This is a genomic window from Pseudomonas sp. GW823-FHT03E05, from assembly GCF_058796855.1.
Map to the genome: position 1 here is coordinate 1,112,698 of NZ_JBXAJB010000001.1, position 16,932 is coordinate 1,129,629.

The 16,932-nt window shown below is 65.1% G+C and carries 15 protein-coding genes; 10 read left to right on the plus strand and 5 right to left on the minus strand.

What is annotated here, in order from left to right; genetic code table 11:
- Positions 1-3: 3 nt before the first annotated feature.
- The 7 genes from AC1RCO_RS04955 (at position 4) to chrA (ending at position 8,079) form a co-directional block, all read left to right on the plus strand.
- A complete protein-coding gene (locus AC1RCO_RS04955) occupies positions 4-963 on the plus strand; it encodes a FecR family protein (RefSeq protein WP_492617459.1) in 960 nt (319 codons plus the stop codon).
- Between the two features lie 122 nt (positions 964-1,085).
- Positions 1,086-3,563, plus strand: coding sequence for a TonB-dependent receptor (locus tag AC1RCO_RS04960; protein WP_065364124.1), 2,478 nt, complete (start codon positions 1,086-1,088; stop codon positions 3,561-3,563).
- A gap of 276 nt (positions 3,564-3,839) precedes the next feature.
- Complete coding sequence (locus AC1RCO_RS04965; protein ID WP_015635716.1) at positions 3,840-4,556, plus strand: helix-turn-helix transcriptional regulator; 717 nt, start codon at positions 3,840-3,842, stop codon at positions 4,554-4,556.
- A 52-nt stretch (positions 4,557-4,608) separates the two neighbouring features.
- Positions 4,609-4,938, plus strand: a complete 330-nt coding sequence (locus AC1RCO_RS04970) for a nuclear transport factor 2 family protein (protein ID WP_047286763.1) — start codon at positions 4,609-4,611, stop codon at positions 4,936-4,938.
- Positions 4,939-5,114: 176 nt separating this feature from the next.
- Positions 5,115-6,242, plus strand: a complete 1,128-nt coding sequence (gene zapE / locus AC1RCO_RS04975) for a cell division protein ZapE (protein WP_053151782.1) — start codon at positions 5,115-5,117, stop codon at positions 6,240-6,242.
- Positions 6,243-6,400: 158 nt separating this feature from the next.
- Positions 6,401-6,892, plus strand: a complete 492-nt coding sequence (locus tag AC1RCO_RS04980; protein WP_011061437.1) for a GNAT family N-acetyltransferase — start codon at positions 6,401-6,403, stop codon at positions 6,890-6,892.
- The gene (chrA, locus tag AC1RCO_RS04985) at positions 6,892-8,079 is read left to right on the plus strand and encodes a chromate efflux transporter (protein WP_015635712.1); all 1,188 of its coding nucleotides are present in this window, start codon (positions 6,892-6,894) and stop codon (positions 8,077-8,079) included. The genes AC1RCO_RS04980 and chrA overlap by 1 nt, the downstream gene beginning before the upstream one ends.
- On the opposite strand, the gene AC1RCO_RS04990 is transcribed toward chrA, so the two are convergent.
- From AC1RCO_RS04990 to AC1RCO_RS05010, 5 genes are all read right to left on the minus strand, one after another.
- Positions 8,076-9,500 carry a heavy metal sensor histidine kinase gene (locus AC1RCO_RS04990; protein WP_492617460.1) on the minus strand — a complete coding sequence of 475 codons (1,425 nt, stop codon included), beginning with the start codon at positions 9,498-9,500 and terminating at the stop codon, positions 8,076-8,078. The two genes, chrA and AC1RCO_RS04990, sit on opposite strands and share 4 nt — an antisense overlap.
- The gene (locus AC1RCO_RS04995; RefSeq protein WP_011061434.1) at positions 9,497-10,171 is read right to left on the minus strand and encodes a heavy metal response regulator transcription factor; all 675 of its coding nucleotides are present in this window, start codon (positions 10,169-10,171) and stop codon (positions 9,497-9,499) included. Before AC1RCO_RS04995 ends, AC1RCO_RS04990 begins: the two co-directional genes overlap by 4 nt.
- A gap of 318 nt (positions 10,172-10,489) precedes the next feature.
- The gene (locus AC1RCO_RS05000; RefSeq protein WP_015635710.1) at positions 10,490-10,714 is read right to left on the minus strand and encodes a hypothetical protein; all 225 of its coding nucleotides are present in this window, start codon (positions 10,712-10,714) and stop codon (positions 10,490-10,492) included.
- 292 nt (positions 10,715-11,006) lie between these two features.
- Entirely contained in the window at positions 11,007-12,749 is a 1,743-nt protein-coding gene (locus tag AC1RCO_RS05005) for a phosphoethanolamine transferase CptA (RefSeq protein WP_065364121.1), read from the minus strand.
- Positions 12,750-12,995: 246 nt separating this feature from the next.
- Positions 12,996-13,172 carry a DUF6026 family protein gene (locus AC1RCO_RS05010; RefSeq protein ID WP_220222694.1) on the minus strand — a complete coding sequence of 59 codons (177 nt, stop codon included), beginning with the start codon at positions 13,170-13,172 and terminating at the stop codon, positions 12,996-12,998.
- A 407-nt stretch (positions 13,173-13,579) separates the two neighbouring features.
- On the opposite strand from AC1RCO_RS05010, the gene gnd reads away from it, so the two are divergent.
- From gnd to AC1RCO_RS05025, 3 genes are read left to right on the plus strand one after another with little or no spacing between them, the layout of a single operon-like run.
- Positions 13,580-14,560 carry a phosphogluconate dehydrogenase (NAD(+)-dependent, decarboxylating) gene (gene gnd / locus AC1RCO_RS05015; protein ID WP_015635708.1) on the plus strand — a complete coding sequence of 327 codons (981 nt, stop codon included), beginning with the start codon at positions 13,580-13,582 and terminating at the stop codon, positions 14,558-14,560.
- Positions 14,557-16,074, plus strand: coding sequence for a glucose-6-phosphate dehydrogenase (gene zwf / locus AC1RCO_RS05020; protein WP_445495381.1), 1,518 nt, complete (start codon positions 14,557-14,559; stop codon positions 16,072-16,074). The genes gnd and zwf overlap by 4 nt, the downstream gene beginning before the upstream one ends.
- A complete protein-coding gene (locus tag AC1RCO_RS05025) occupies positions 16,056-16,892 on the plus strand; it encodes an HAD family hydrolase (RefSeq protein WP_492617461.1) in 837 nt (278 codons plus the stop codon). The genes zwf and AC1RCO_RS05025 overlap by 19 nt, the downstream gene beginning before the upstream one ends.
- The last annotated feature ends 40 nt before the right edge of the window (positions 16,893-16,932 follow it).

Below are 16,932 nucleotides of genomic sequence, written 5' to 3' on the forward strand. Positions count from 1 at the left end.
ACCATGAATGATTCCTTCTTGCCTGCCGCCGATGCCATGACCGACCACCCCGAAAGCCTCGAAGACGCCGCCATCGACTGGCTGGTGCTGCTGCACTCCGGCAACGCCACGCCGGCCCAGCGCATGGCCTTCCAGCAATGGCGCCAGCGCAGCCCGGCCCATGCCGCAGCGGCCGCCGAGGCCCAGCAACTGTGGGGTGACCTGGGGCAGACCGAGACCGCGCGGCAACACCAGGCGCCGCCCGTCATGGTGCGCCGGCCACGGCGCCTCTGGCCGGCGCTGGCCGCTTCGCTGCTGCTGGCGCTGGGGGCTGGCCTGGGCTGGCAGCAGTGGCCGGCCTTGACCTCGGACTACCACACCGGGGTCGGCCAGCAACAGAGCATCACCCTGGCGGACGGCTCGCGGGTCACCCTCAACAGCGCCAGTGCGCTGTCGGTGGCCTACTCGGCGGATGAGCGCCGGGTGATCCTGCGCAGCGGCGAAGCGCTGTTCGAACCGCTGGCCGACCCGCAGCGGCCCTTCGTGGTCCAGGCCCAGGCCCAGCAACTGCAAAGCGCTGCCAGTGCCTTCAGCGTGCGCCGCGACGGCCACCAACTGACGGTGGTGGTGCGCGAAGGGCAGGTGCAGTTCAGCGGTGACCACGCACCAGTGCTGCTCCAGGCCGACCAGCGCCTGCAATACCAGCCCGGCCAGCCGCTGCTGGCCCAGCAGACCGTGGACGCCGCCAGCCTGACCGCCTGGCAGCGCGGCAAGCTGATCTTCAACGGCCGCCCGCTGGGTGAGGTGATAGGTGAACTGGAGCGCTACCAGCACGGGCGCATCCTGATTTCCGACGGTCAGTTGGCGTCCCTGGCCATCAGCGGCGTGTTCGACCTGCATGATCCGCAAGGCTCGCTCAAGGCCCTGCAGCAGCGCTACCCGCTGCACGTCACCTACCTGCCATGGCTGGCGGTCCTGCACTGAGTCGAATTTTTTTTGCCTGGGCACTGCAAGTTCCCCTGGGGGAAATCGTCGTAGTGAGACTGAGAAGACAATCATTCTCATTGACGTCATTTCAACCGGCTGGGAAGGAACACGTGAAAGCAATGTTCAAGCTGTCGACACTGGGGCGCGGTCACCACATCATGCGCCGCACATTACTGGCCCAGGCCCTGTTCGCCGGGGCCTTGAGCCCGGTCCTGGCCCAGGCCCAGGAGGCCGCCACGGTCAGCCAGGCCGGCAGCGCCCAGGAGCGCCGGGTCTCGTTGAACCTGCCGGCCCAGCCCCTGGACCAGGCGCTGACCCGCTTCGCCGATCAGGCCGACCTGCGCCTGCTGTACACCACCAGCGATGTCGAGGGGCTGCAATCCACCGCCCTCAACGGCGAGGTCACGGTGGCCCAGGCCCTGCAAAGCCTGCTGGCCGGCAGTGGCATGAGCTGGTCGTTCAGCGACGGGCACACGGTGATCCTGCGTCGGGCTGGCGTGCCGGCCGCCAGCCTCAACCTCAAGCCGACCCAGGTCACCGTGGCGTCACGCACCAGCGCCGCCATCAGCGAGATTCCAGGCACCGTGTGGGTGGTGGAGCAGAGCCAGCTGCGCGAGCAGTTGAGCACCGGGGTCAGCCTCAAGGAAGCCATCGGCAAGCTGGTACCGGGCCTCGACCTGGCTCCGGAAGGGCGCACCAACTACGGCCAGAACATGCGCGGGCGCAACGTGCTGGTGATGATCGACGGGGTCAGCCAGAACAGCTCCAGGGGCCTGTCCCGGCAGTTCGACAGCATCTCGCCGTTCAACGTCGAGCGGGTCGAAGTGCTGTCCGGGGCCAGCGCCATCTACGGCGGCGGCGCCACCGGCGGCATCATCAATATCGTCACCAAGAAAGGCGAACCGGGCCCGGCGCGCTTCGAGACCCAGCTGGGGGCCAGCAGCGGCTTCAACAACAGTGACGACCTGACGACCCGCATCGCCCAGTCGGTGAGCGGCGGCAACGAAGCCATCAGCGGCCGGCTGGCGGTGGCGGGGGAGCAGAACCAGGCGTTCTATGACGGTGCCGGCAAGCAGATCTTCATCGACAACACCCAGACCGACCTGCAGTACAACCGTACCCTGGACCTGATGGGCAGCCTGGCCCTGCAGTTCAACGAAGAGCAGAGCCTGGACCTGCTGGCCCAGTACTACGACTCCGGCAACCATGGCAGCACCGGGATCTACTTCCCCAACCTCAAGTACAAGGCGCCGTCCAACCTGGAAGACGCCGAGCTGCGCGGCGGCTACTCCACCGACCTGGAACCGCGTACCAAGCGCCTGCTGCTCAACGCCAACTACCACCACAGCGACGTGCTGGGCCAGGATTTCTACCTGCAGGCCTCGTACCGCAAGGAAGACGACAACTTCTTCCCGTTCCCCTACTACAACAGCGGCAGCCCCGCAGGCTCCAAGGGTGTGTACTTCGCCGCGTCCCAGCAGAATTTCGAAGTCACCAGCCTCAAGGCGCTGTTCGCCAAGGAGTTCGAGGCGTTCAAGCTGACCTACGGCGTGGACCTGGACCGCGAGCGTTTCAATGCCCAGCAGAGCACCTTCGACCAGGGCATCTCCTCGGGCAGCGGCGGCCTCGACCTGGTGACCCAGAGCAAGGCGCCGCGCTATCCCAGCTACCGGGTCGACGGCCTGTCCGGTTATGCCCAGCTGGACTGGCACGCCACCGACAACCTGACGGTATCCGGCGGCTACCGGCGCCAGCAGATGGACGTGGACGTGGGCCAGTTCAAGAACGTACCCGGCGGCAGCAACGACTATGCGGTCAACCTCTACAACCTGGGCACCATCTACGACTTCAAGAACGGCCACCAGCTGTGGGTCAACTACGGCGAGGGCTTCGATCTGCCGGACCCGGCCAAGTTCTACGGCAAGCCGGGCCTGAGCGTGGACGACAACCCGCTGGCCGGGATCAAGAGCCGCCAGGTGGAGACCGGCTGGCGCTTCTCCGATAGCGACTGGGATGCCCAGGCGGCGCTGTACTACATCTGGTCGGACAAGGTGATCACCACCGACCAGGCCACCCTGACCATTGACGTCAAGGACCAGAAAAGCCGCGACTACGGTTTTGAAAGCGCCCTGACCCGGCACTTCCAGAACGGCTGGGAGCTGGGCGGCACCCTGCATGCGGTGCGTTCCGAGGAGGAGGGCAAGAACGGCGGCTGGCAAAAGCGTGATGCGCGGTATGCCTCGCTGTCCAAGCTCACCGCCTTCGTCGGCTGGAAGGACGACAGCAGCAGCGTGCGCCTGCAGGGCAACCACGCCTTCACCCTCAAGGACGACGCGGTCAAGCAGATCGACGCCACCCACAGCGTGGATGCGCCCAACACCATCGACGGCTACACCACCTTCGACCTGCTGGGCAGCCACGACACCGAGTTCGGCACCTTCAGCGGCGGCATCCAGAACCTGCTGGACAAGCAGTACAGCACCGTCTGGGGCCAGCGCGCCAAGCTGTTCTACTCGCCGACCTACGGCCCGGACTACCTCTACGACTACCAGGGCCGTGGCCGCACCTACACCCTGACCTGGACCATGGCCTACTGATGCCCCGGGGGCTCTTGCGGCCCCTGTAGCCGCTGCCGAGCCCCAGCGAGGCTGCACAAAGGCCCGCAGGGCCTTGCTTGGCAACTCCCAGCCGAACCCTGGGCGCATCAGCAGCCTTGCGACCCTGCGACGCAGTGCCTTCGCCGCCTGCGCCAGCGGCTACAGGACCCCGGCAGAACCATGCCTGGCAATGTCCCGCCAACCCCCATCCTCCTGACAGAAACTGTCAGGAGGCTCTGGTAATCTGCGCCGGTGTTTTTTCCGGAGTGCACCTGCGTGTCGCGAGCCAGCCGTTTACTCACCCTGCTGCAGATGCTGCGGGGCAAAAGCCGTCCGGTGACCGCCGCGACCCTGGCCTCGGAGCTGGAGGTTTCCGAGCGCACCCTGTACCGCGATATCGCCGAGCTGACCGCCCTGGGCGCGCCGATCTACGGTGAGGCGGGGATAGGGTACGTGCTGCGCAGCGGGCTGTTCCTGCCGCCGTTGATGCTCAATGCCGATGAGACCGAGGCCGTGGTGCTGGGCCTGCGCTACGTCGATCAGCGCGGCGACGAGGAACTGAGCAAGGCCGCCGCCGATGCCATGGCCAAGATCGCTGCGGTGCTGGCCCCCGCGGCCCAGGACGCACTGCGCAATCCGACCCTGTTGCCCGGCCCGGCGGGCTACGGCTTCCCCGACAACCCGGTGTCGCTCAATGTGTTCCGCCAGGCGATCCGTCTTCAGGCCAAGCTGCTGATCGACTATGCCGACGTCAACCAGAACCCCAGCCAGCGCCGGGTCTGGCCCCTGGCCCTGGGCTTTCTCAACGAGGCCCGGGTGATCGTGGCCTGGTGTGAATTGCGCGAGGATTACCGCACCTTCCGCACCGACCGCATTGCCGCCGCCCAGGAGCAGGGCGAGCGGTATCCGGGGCGGCGCAGCGACTGGCTGCGAGCCTGGCGCAAACGCATGCACAGCGATGAGCAGGGCCGTTTCACTGCTGACAGGAAATGACACGCGAGGGCTTTAGCATGGGCCACTCATTCAACAGCAAGGAGCTTTTGTCATGTCGGCCACAGACCCTTCCCTGGCCCCGGCCATCGCCGCTTATGTCACGGCCATCAACAGCGGCGACCGCGCAGTGGTGGCGTCGATCTTCGCCGACCGCGCCCAGGTCTTCGATGAACGCGAGCACTGCGTGGGGCCCCAGCAGATCGCCCGCTGGATGGGCAAAGGCGCGTGCCGCCTGGAAATCCTCGGAGTCCAGCAGCGCACCGGCAAAGTGCTGCTCGACAGCCGGGTGTGCGGTGACTTCCCCGGCAGCCCCCTGGCCCTGCGCCATACCTTCCGCCTGGACGCCCAGGGGCGGATCGAACGCCTGGATATTTCCCGCTGATGTAGCCGCTGGCGCACGCGGCGACAAACCTGAGCATGCCCAAGGTTTTGCTGGAGATCGCCAGGCAAGGCCCTGCGGTCCTTTTCCCAGCTTCGCGGGCTCGGCAGCGGCTACAGGTCGGCCTGGAGCGGCTCATGCTGGCATACTGCGGCTCTTTGCCAGGAGGCCCGAGCCCCATGCCATTCGATTCCCCCATGAGCGCCTACCAATACGCCCTGGAGCAGCAGGGCTTTGTCGCCGACGCGGCGCAGGCGCGGGCGGTGCAGGCCTTGCAGCAATGCCATGAAGCCCTGCATCAAGGGCGCACGGCGGTGCCCGGGGTCTATCTGTGGGGGGCGGTTGGACGGGGCAAGACCTGGCTGATGGACCAGTTCTACCAGAGCCTGCGGGTCCCGGCGCGGCGCCAGCACTTTCATCACTTCATGGGCTGGGTGCACCAGCGTTCGTTCCAGCTGACCGGTATTGCCGACCCCTTGCAGGCCCTGGCCCGGGAGCTGGCCGAAGAGGTGCGGGTGCTGTGCTTCGATGAACTGTTCGTCAATGACATCGGTGACGCGATCATCCTCGGGCGCCTGTTCCAGGTGATGTTCGACCAGGGCGTGGTGCTGGTCTGCACCTCCAACCAGCCCCCGGAGCAGCTGTATGCCGATGGCTTCAACCGCGAGCGCTTCGTTCCGGCGATCAGCGCCATCCGCCAGCACATGCAGGTGGTGGCGGTGGACGGCGAGCAGGATCACCGCCTGCACCCGGGCACCGCCGAGCAACGCTACTGGCTTGGCGCCGAGGGGCAGCCGAGCGCCCTGGGGCCGGTGTTCGAGCGCTTGAGTGCCGGGCAGCCGGCGAGCAGCGAGCCGCTGTTGCTCGGCTATCGCCCGTTGCAGGTGGTCAAGGCGTGCGGGACGGTGGTCTGGTGCAGCTTCGTCGAACTGTGCGAACAGCCGTTTTCCGCCATGGACTTCATGGCCCTGTGCGACCGCTTCCAGGCCATTCTCCTGAGCGATGTGCCCAACCTCAGCGCTTGCCAGCGCCCCGCACGCATTGCCCGGGGCACCGAGGATGGTGCCGAGCGGGTGGTGGCCGGGGATCGTGAGTTGCCGCAGCTGTCGGTACATGACGACGCGGTGCGGCGTTTCATCGCCCTGGTGGACGAGTGCTACGACCGCAAGGTGCCGCTGTACCTGGAAGCCCGGGTGCCCATGGAACAGCTATACACCGAGGGCTACCTGGAGTTCGCTTTCCGCCGCACCCTCAGCCGCCTGCAGGAAATGCAGTTGCAGCGTTTTGCCGGTGGGCCCGCGGCCTGAAGGGAAACCTTTCCGGCTGCCGTGGATCCCGGCCGCTGCTTAGGATTTTTTCTGTAGTGCGCGGGTTAAAAATCTTCGTTTGGTCAAATCCCCCAGCCTACAATCGAGGCTGCCTGAGCCCTGAGCGCTCACTTTCAATACGTTGATCGAGGATGAACATGGACGTTGCCGATGTCGTGGTGTTGCAAGCCAGTTACAGCAACCCGGTGCATGCCGAAGCCATAGGCGTGTTGCTCAACCACTATGCCGAGGACCCCATGGGCGGCGGCCAGCCCCTGGACGCAGACCGGCTCCAGCAGTTGCCGGCGGAGCTGGCCAAGCGGCCCCAGGCGTTCAGCGTGCTGGCCTTTGCCGGCGGGCAGCCGGTGGGCCTGGTGAACTGCTTCGAAGGCTTCTCCACCTTTGCCTGCCGGCCCCTGGTGAATATCCATGACGTGGTGGTGCTGGACAGCTACCGCGGCCAGGGCCTGAGCAAGCGCCTGCTGCAGAAGGTCGAGGACATCGCCCGGCAACGGGGCTGCTGCAAGGTCACCCTGGAAGTGCTGGAGGGCAATGCCCAGGCCCAGGCCGCCTATCGCGCCTGCGGTTTCGCCAATGCCATGCTCGACCCGGCTCACGGGCGCATGCTGTTCTGGAGCAAAGCCTTGTAATGCACGCCCCCAGCCCCTGCGCGCCGGTCCCGGTAGAAACACCCTGGCGGATCTTCCTGGTGTTTCTGCGCCTGGGCCTGAGTTCGTTTGGCGGGCCGCTGGCGCACCTGGGCTACTTTCGCCAGGAATTCGTCCAGCGCCGGCGCTGGCTGGGGGAGGCGGCCTATGCCGAGCTGGTCGCGCTGTGCCAGTTTCTTCCCGGACCTGCCAGCAGTCAGGTCGGCATCGCCCTGGGATTGTCTCGCCGTGGCCTGCCCGGGGCCCTGTGTGCCTGGGCCGGCTTTACCTTGCCCTCGGCCCTGGCCCTGGCACTGCTGGCCCTGGGGTTGGGGGGCGGGGTCCCGGCCGGGGCGCTCAAGGGCTTGCAACTGGTGGCGGTGGCGGTGGTGGCCCAGGCCTTGTGGGGCATGGCCCGCAGCCTGTGCCGGGGCGCCTTGCAGATCGTCATTGCAGTGCTGGCCGCGGCGCTGGTGCTGCGCTGGCCGGGCCTGGGCGGGCAGTTGCTGGTGATGCTGCTGGCGGCGCTGCTGGGCCGCTGGCTGATCAGGCCGGTGTTCCAGGTGCAGGTCCAGAGCCCTCCCTCTGGGTCGAGTCGCCGCCTGGGGGCGTGTTGCCTGGGGCTGGCGCTATTGCTGCTGGTGCTGTTGCCGGGGCTGGTGCTGCTCTGGCCGGGGCGCCTGCTGAGCCTGTTCGATGGTTTCTACCGGGTCGGCGCTCTGGTATTCGGCGGCGGCCATGTGGTGCTGCCGCTGTTGCAGGCGCAGGTGGTGGAGCCCGGCTGGGTCAGCAGCCCGCTGTTCCTGGCCGGGTACGCCAGCGCCCAGGCGATGCCCGGCCCGCTGTTCAGCGTCGCGGCCTTTCTCGGCGCGGCCATCGATGGCTGGAGTGGGGCGGTGGTGTGCCTGCTGGCGATCTTTCTGCCGGGGTTGTTGCTGGTGATCGGCGTGGTGCCCTTCTGGCAGCGGCTGCGCCACCGCCAGGGCATCCAGGCGGCCCTGGCCGGGGTCAATGCCGCGGTGGTGGGCCTGCTGGCGGCAGCGTTGTACCAACCCCTGTGGACCAGCAGCGTGACCGGCGCACCGGAACTGGTGGCGGTGTTGCTGGCGCTGCTGCTGTTGCGCAGCGGCCGGGTGCCGCCCTGGGCCCTGGTGCTGCTGGGGGCCGGGGCCGGTGCCTGGCTGCTCTAGAGATCGTGCTGCGCCGGGTCGAGCCGTGGGAATACCAGGCGGAACTCGGTCAGGAGTTCGGGGATGCTGCTGACCTCGGTGCGCCCCTGGTGCAGGTTCATGATCGAACGGACGATGGCCAGGCCCAGCCCGGTGCCGCCTTCGGCCCGGGTGCGGCTGCTGTCGACCCGATAGAAGCGCTCGAACAGATGGGGCAGGTGGCTGGCAGGGATGCCCGGGCCGGGGTTGCCCACGCTCAGGCTCACGGCCTCCATGGTCTGCTCCACCCGCAGGCTGATCTGCCCCCGCGGCGGGCTGTGGCGAATGGCGTTGGACAGCAGGTTGGAAATGGCCCGCTGGATCATCAGCCGGTCCCCCAGCACCCAGGCATCGCCACTGGGCTGCAGTTGCAGCTGCTTCTCTTCGGCGCTCAGGGCGAACAGGTCGATGACCCGGCGCGCTTCTTCCCCCAGCGAGACCCGGGCGAACCGGGCCTGGGACGCCGGCTGGCTGACCTGGGCCAGGAACAGCATGTCGGCGACGATCCGCGTGACCCGCTCCAGCTCTTCGATGCTGGCCTCCAGCACCGCCTTGTACTCCTCTGGCGGGCGTTCCCGGGACAGGGTCACCTGGGCCTTGCCCATCAGGTTGCTGATGGGCGAGCGCAACTCGTGGGCCAGGTCGTCGGAGAACTGCGACAGGCGCTGCACGCCGCCGTCCAGGCGTTGCAGCATGACATTGATGCCCTGGCCCAGCTCCGCCAGCTCCCGGGGCAGGCCCTGCAGCTTCAGGCGGTGGGTCAGGTCCTGGGTGGTCACCCGCGCCGCGACCCGGCTGAACTGCTGCAGCGGCAGCAGGCCCCGTTGCACCAGCCACCAGGCGCCGAAACCGATCAGCAGCAGCAACAGGGGCAGGGCGATCACCGTGGAGCGCAGGTAGGCGCTGAGCAGCGCCTGATCGTTGCTGCGGTCCAGGGTCAGTACCACCTGGACCTGCTCGCCGTTGCGCAGGCTCATCTGCCGCAGGGCGCTGAGCAAGGGGTTGCCGCGGCTGTCGCGCCAGTCGACATAGCCATCGCCACCGATATTGCCCAGGGGCTCGGGCAGGGACTCCTGGGCCATGCCGCCGACAATCAGCAGGGGTTCGGCCAGCGGATCGCTGCCGAGGATGCTCAATTGCAGGTTGTCGTGGCCCATCACCAGGTCCAGCAGGGAATGGGGGCGGGCCGCCAGGTCACTGCTCTTGAGGTCGCTGGTGAGGCTGTGCCGGATTTGCTCCAGCTTGCTGTCCAGGCCCTTGCGCGCCAGGTTGTCCAGCTCATGGTTCAACGCCAGGTAGGCCAGGGTTGCCAGCAGCACCACCAGTGCCGCGCCCATCAGGGCGACGGTCAGCCCCAGGCGCATGGACAGGCTGCTGGCCGCGGCGGCGGGGCGCGCTGTCATGGGCGTGCTTCCAGGACATAACCGACACCGCGCAGGGTATGGATCAGCTTGACGTCACTGGCGTCGTCGATCTTGCCCCGCAAGCGGCTGATGGAGACTTCCACCACATTGGTGTCGCAGTCGAAGTTCATGTCCCAGACCAGGGAAATGATCTGGGTGCGGGTCAGTACTTCTCCGCTGTGGCGCATCAATACATGCAGCAGGGTGAACTCCTTGGTCGTCAGGTCGATACGCCGACTGCCGCGATAAGCCCGATGACGGCGCGGGTCAAGTTGCAGGTCGGCAACTTGCAGAACTTCCGGTTGGACAATGACTTCACTACGACGCATCAGGGTACGAACCCGGGCCAGCAACTCGGGAAATTGAAACGGTTTGACCAGATAATCATCGGCGCCCATATCCAGGCCCTTGACCTTGTCTTCCAGGCGCCCGCGGGCAGTCAACATCATGACCCGTGCGGGATAGTTTCCCTGCAGTTGTTCAAGAACTTGCCAACCATCTTTGCCGGGCAGGTTGATATCCAGGATTACCAATTCATAGGGCTGTTGTTGAATCAGGTGCAGGCCGTCCACGCCATTGTTCGCCCGGTCCACCACATAGCCACTTTCACTCAGGCCCTGATGCAGGTAGTCGGCCGTCTTGGGTTCGTCCTCAATCACCAGAATGCGCATTGCAATATCCTCTTCAAAGCTGTCGGGGCTGTCGAGCGAGCGCAGGTTAAAGTCTGTAGTAGCTATAGGGTCAATAAAATAACCCAGCTAATTCAACTGATTAACCAGGCTGTCCGATCAGTGGCGAGCGGCATGGTGCGGCGATACTAATTGAGCCGGGGCACTGCGGGCGGCAGATGACCGGGTTGTCATCTGTCTGTCATGCGGGTGCAAGAGAGGGAGGGCAGCCCCTATGAAAAAGGCGCCCGCAAGGGCGCCAAACATCCACTTCTGGCAAAGGAGCAGATTGCCGGGAATGGGTATCGCTGGAACTGGGGGTCAGGCACCAGGCTGTTGTTGCTTGGCATCCGAGGCGGAATAGTTGGGCTCGGATTTCTGCTTTTCGGCTTTCGCGGTGTTTTCGGTCTTGTCGCCGTGAAGTTGCTGCTGGCTAACGCGGAAGTTGTCATAGAAGCGCTGCATATTTTCCGAGCCACCTTCGGCAAAGGCCGCGCTGGAACCTACCAGAATCAGGCCGCTTAATACCAAAGTTGAAAGTTTCATGCTGTTTTTCCTGCTTAAGAATGTTCGGTACTTGTTACGTCCCTGCACAAGAAGTGATGGGCGAAAGTTTCACCGAAGTGTATTAAGCGAGGGTTAACGTCAGCCTGAAGTGCTGATTACAATTTCGACATCATGTGTCTTTGCCGGCGCTTGGCCGCGCTGGCCGGGAAGGGCACCGCCTTGAAGGCGCCACCTGCGGACGCGGCCTGGTGCAAAAAAAAGCCCCGGGAACCGGCCAGGGTTCTCGGGGCTGTTTGCCGGCAAGCCGGATCCAGCGGGTGTGGCAGGGGGCTTACTTCTGTACCACCGTGGCTTCGTCCGGGGCCTTGGGTTTCATCAGGCTGAAGTCGATCAAGGGCTTGCTCTGGCGCGAGTAGGGGTCGCCGATCAGCAGCGGGCGTGGCTTGAAGCTGTCGCTCACCAGGCTGCGGCTGTGGTCCAGCTCATCGAAACTCAGGCCCGCCAGGTCCGCCCAGGTGTGAATCAGCTGGGAGCTCATGTAGGGGCGGCTGAGGTCCGAGGCAAAGCTCCAGTCATGGGTTTCCCGCCATTTCGGCGAGGCCCAGGCCATGAACGGAATGGTGTACATCGGCGCCGTCGGCCGGGCTTCGTTGCGCCCCAGGGTGTCATGGCCGGCGGAGTCGAAGACGTCCTCGCCGTGGTCCGAGAGGTACAGCAGGAAACCGTTGGGGTCGGTCTTGGCGTAGTTCTTGATCAGGTTCGAGACCACGAAGTCGTTGTACAGCACGGCGTTGTCGTAGCTGTTGTAGGTGGGCAGCTGGTCGTCGCGCACGCCGGCCGGTACGCCCTGGCGATCATTGAACTTGTCGAAGCTGGGCGGATAGCGGTACTGGTAGCTCATGTGGGTGCCCAGCAGGTGGACCACGATGAACTTGCGCGGTGCGCTGTCGGCCAGGGCCTTGGAGAACGGTTCGAGCACGTCGCCGTCGTACTGGCGGGCGTTCTGGTTGCGGTTGTTGTTCAGGTACACCTGCTCGTCCGCCTGTTCGGAGAAGGTGGTGAGCATGGTGTTGCGCTTGGTCATGGTCTGCTGGTTGGTGATCCAGTAGGTCTTGTAGCCGGCCTGCTTCATCACGCTGACCAGGGACGGGCTCTTGAGGTACAGGTCGGGGTTTTCTTCGTCGGCGAAGGTCAGTACCTGCTGCAGCGCCTCGATGGTGTAGGGGCGCGGGGTGATGACGTTGTTGAAGATCGCCAGCTGATCCTTGAGCTTGTCCAGCTCCGGGGTGGTCTGGCGCGGGTAGCCGTACAGGCTCATGCGCTGGCGGTTGGTGGATTCGCCGATGACCAGTACCAGGGTCGCCGGCTGGTTGGCCATGCTGTCCTTGAGGTTGGTCAGGGGGGCGATCTTGCTGGCGCTGGCGAGCATGCCCTGCATGCCGTCCAGTTGCTCGCGGTAGCGGCGATAGGCAATCACCATCTGCCAGGGCACGGCGGGCTCGATGCGGGTTTCGAATTTCTCCAGGCCGGCGGCCAGGGTATCGGCGCGGGAGATCTGCTTGACCAGCGGGTAGCCGACGATGGCCACCAGGATAGCCGTCGCCGCCACCAGGGCCTGGCCCCGAGGCAGGTAGACCGGGCGCAGGCGGGTCCAGAGGAAGAAGGCGAATGCGCTGTGGGCGAGGAACGCCAGGAGCATCCACCAGGCAAAGTACTGGGTCAGGTATTCACCGGCTTCCGAGGGGTTGGACTCGAACATGATGAAGATGACGCTTTGCGAGAACTCCTGCTGGTAGACGAAGAAGTAGCCCAGGCTGGCCATGGAACAGGCCCAGAGCACCACGCCGATCACGGCGGCCATGACTTTGGTGCGCGCCGGGAACAGCAGCATCGGTGCCAGCCAGATGGCGCTCATTAAGAACGCCTGGCGGAAACCGGTGAAGCCGGAGGTGTCGGTCAGCTGGATCAGCAGTTGGGTGATGCCGGAGAAATACCAGAAGAACAGGAACAGCCAGAGCAGCCCCATCCAGTCAAAACCTTTCGCAGATGCATTACTGCGTTTGAACAATGCCATTGAGCGCTCCCCAGGGATCCAGATTCATTGCGCGCCAAGGGCGTCGCGAATGAGCGCCGTCTTGTAACAAGACGGCCACAATGGCCGGGAGTATCGACAGGCAAGTGTGAAAACTTTGTCAGCTGAACGTCGCTATTTTGTGGTCTGCAACGGGGTGGGCTGTGGCGGTATGGCGCGGGAAGGCGGCTTGGCCCGGGACCTACAGCGGGGCTGAACGCAGGTCGGGCCTGCGTTCAGGGGCGAGGCTCAGCTCGCGGAGGAGAGGTGTAGCGGCGCCGGTTGACCCTGGCTTTGCAACTGCAGGCGCAATTGTGCGAGCTCCCGTTGCAGTTGATCGCGTTCGTCTTTGAGTTGACGCAATTCGTCACGACGAATGCTGACGTACAGGGTTTGTGCTGGTCGTGCCGGTAGTACTGTGCCCATTGCTTCACCTCGCAAATGGCGTGTCTCAACTATGCTTCGCTGGCCGCATCCCTGCGCAAAACACTATCGGTGACAATTTTATTTATTTTTCGGGCAAAGGGAACTTTTTTATTTTTCGCGGTCGCTGTGTCTTCGCGCAGATTTGCAGCGTTATCCACCCAGGGCCAGGGAAACTTCAGGGGCTGGCACAGGACTAATCTTCATTGCTCTGCTGCCCGTCAGGGGAATTGGCTGGGGCCGGTCGATGGGTAATTCGCGCCGTCGGGGGTAAAAACTCGGAATCTGTCTGAAGATTGCGCTGTCTTGGGGCTTCTTGCCTTGTATAGTTGCGCCCCTCGGGATTTTGCCCCGGCCCACTGGGCTATAACTTTTTTTGATCAGAATTTTTGCAGTAGGAGCATCAGCACATGCAACTGGGGATTATTGGACTGGGCCGCATGGGCGGCAACATTGCACGGCGCCTGATGCTCAATGGGCACGAGACCGTAGTCTTTGACCGCAACACCGACTTCGTCAGCGCCCTGGCCGCTGAAGGCGCCAAGGGCGTCGCCGACCTGCCGGCCCTGGTGGCGGGCCTGGAAAAGCCCCGGGCGGTCTGGGTCATGCTGCCCGCGGGCGCACCCACCGAAGACACCATCGACACCCTCAGCCAGTTGCTGGAGCCGGGCGATGTGATCATCGACGGTGGCAACACCTACTATAAAGACGACATCCGCCGCGCCCGCGACCTGGCGCAAAAGGGCCTGAAGTACATCGACGTCGGCACCTCCGGCGGCGTCTGGGGCCTGGAGCGTGGCTACTGCATGATGATCGGCGGCGACGCTGCCGAAGTGCTGCGCCTGGACCCGCTGTTCGCCGCCCTGGCGCCCGGCATGGGCACCATCCCGCGGACCAAGGACCGGGTCGCCGATGACGACCGTGCCGAACGCGGCTACATCCACGCCGGCCCGGCCGGCTCCGGGCACTTCGTCAAGATGATCCACAACGGCATCGAGTACGGCATGATGCAGGCCTTCGCCGAGGGCTTCGACATCCTCAAGACCAAGGCCTCGGAAAGCCTTCCGGAAGACCAGCGCTTCGACCTCAATGTCGCCGATATCGCCGAAGTCTGGCGCCGTGGCAGCGTGGTGTCCTCCTGGCTGCTGGACCTGACCGCCGATGCCCTGGCGGGCGATCCGAAGCTCGACGGCTTCTCCGGCTCGGTGGCCGACAGTGGCGAAGGGCGCTGGACCATCGAAGCGGCCATGGAGCAATCGGTGCCGGTGCCGGTACTGTCCAACTCGCTGTTCTCCCGCTACCGCTCCCGCGGCCAGGGCACCTACGGTGACAAGCTGCTCTCGGCCATGCGCTTCGGCTTTGGCGGCCATGTGGAGACCGGGAAAAAATGACCACCACGCGAAAGAAGTCCAAGGCGTTGCCGGCGCCGCCGACCACGCTGTTCCTGTTCGGCGCCCGCGGTGATCTGGTCAAGCGCCTGCTGATGCCGGCGCTGTACAACCTCAGCCGCGACGGTTTGCTGGATGAGGGGCTGCGGATTGTCGGCGTCGACCACAACGCGGTGAGCGACGCCGAGTTCGCCACCCTGCTGGAAGACTTCCTTCGCGATGAAGTGCTCAACAAGCAAGGCCAGGGGGCGGCGGTGGATGCCGCCGTCTGGGCCCGCCTGACCCGGGGCATCAGCTATGTCCAGGGCGATTTTCTCGACGACTCCACCTATGCCGAACTGGCGGCGCGGATTGCCGCCAGCGGCACCGGCAACGCGGTGTTCTACCTGGCCACCGCACCGCGCTTCTTCAGTGAAGTGGTGCGCCGCCTGGGCAGCGCCGGGTTGCTGGAGGAGGGGCCGCAGGCTTTTCGCCGGGTGGTGATTGAAAAGCCCTTCGGCTCCGACCTGCAGACCGCCGAAGCCCTCAACGGCTGCCTGCTCAAGGTCATGAGCGAGAAGCAGATCTATCGCATCGACCATTACCTGGGCAAGGAAACGGTCCAGAACATCCTGGTCAGCCGTTTTTCCAACAGCCTGTTCGAGGCATTCTGGAACAACCATTACATCGACCACGTGCAGATCACCGCGGCGGAAACCGTCGGCGTGGAAACCCGTGGCAGCTTTTATGAACACACCGGTGCCCTGCGGGACATGGTGCCCAACCACCTGTTCCAGTTGCTGGCGATGGTGGCCATGGAGCCGCCCGCTGCCTTTGGCGCCGATGCGGTACGTGGCGAAAAGGCCAAGGTGGTGGGGGCTATCCGCCCCTGGTCCGTGGAAGAGGCCCGGGCCAACTCGGTGCGCGGCCAGTACAGCGCCGGTGAAGTGGCCGGCAAGGCCCTGGCGGGCTACCGCGAGGAAGCCAACGTGGCGCCGGACAGCAGCACCGAAACCTACGTTGCGCTGAAGGTGATGATCGACAACTGGCGCTGGGTCGGGGTGCCATTCTACCTGCGCACCGGCAAGCGCATGAGTGTGCGTGACACCGAGATCGTCATCTGCTTCAAGCCGGCGCCCTATGCACAGTTCCGCGATACCGAGGTCGAGCGCCTGTTGCCGACCTACCTGCGGATCCAGATCCAGCCCAACGAAGGCATGTGGTTCGACCTGCTGGCGAAAAAGCCCGGGCCGAGCCTGGACATGGCCAACATCGAGCTGGGTTTTGCCTACCGCGACTTTTTCGAGATGCAGCCCTCCACTGGCTACGAAACCCTGATCTACGACTGCCTGATCGGCGACCAGACCCTGTTCCAGCGCGCCGACAACATCGAGAACGGCTGGCGCGCGGTGCAACCTTTCCTCGATGCCTGGCAACAGGACGTCAGCTTGCAGAGCTACCCGGCGGGCGTGGATGGCCCGGCAGCCGGGGATGAACTGCTGGCCCGGGATGGCCGCGTATGGCGACCCCTGGGGTGAGTGGCATGCAGGCGCGGCCTATCGCGTTCCTCCTCAGTGACATGGACGGCACCCTGTTGCGCCCCGACCACAGCCTCAGCCCCCGCACCCTGGATGCGGTCCGTGCGCTGCGCGAGGCCGGGGTAGCCTTCAGCCTGGCCACCGGACGGCCGCCGCGGGCCATGCTGCAGCAGATCGAGGCGCTGGGCGTCGACCTGCCCACTGCCGGCTTCAACGGCGGCAGCATCGTCAAGCCCGATGGCAGTTTCCTGGCTCGCCACCATGTTCCGGTGGAAGCGGCGGTCACCGCCTTGCTGCTGTTCGAACCCTGCCCACAGGTCGAGACCTGGGTGTTTGCCGACAACGAATGGCTGCTGCGCAACCTGGACGGTGCCCTGATGCCCCTGGAGCGCCAGGCGCTGGGTTACGCCCCCAAGGTGGTGGACAGCTTCGAGGAATACCTGCCGCGCATCGACAAGATCGTCGCCGCCAGCAGCGATCACCGTTTGCTGGTGCAGTTGGAGGCCCGCCTGCAGGCCGCCACTGCAGGGCAGGCCCAGGCGTCCCGTTCCCAACCCAGGTTCCTCGATCTCACTGCCTTGCAGGCGGACAAGGGGCAGGCCCTGGTGACCCTGGCCGAATACCTGGGGGTGCCGCTGGAGCACACTGCGGCCCTGGGCGATGGCGGCAACGACCCGGCGATGTTCCAGCGTGCCGGCCTGTCGATTGCCATGGGCCAGGCGGAAGAACAGGTCAAGCGCCAGGCTGATGTGATCACCGGCAGCAACCTGGAAGACGGCGCCGCCGAAGCCATCGAGCGCTATATCCTCATGCGTTGAGGGCCGTGGGGGGGGGGGGGGGGGGGGGGGGGGGGGGAGG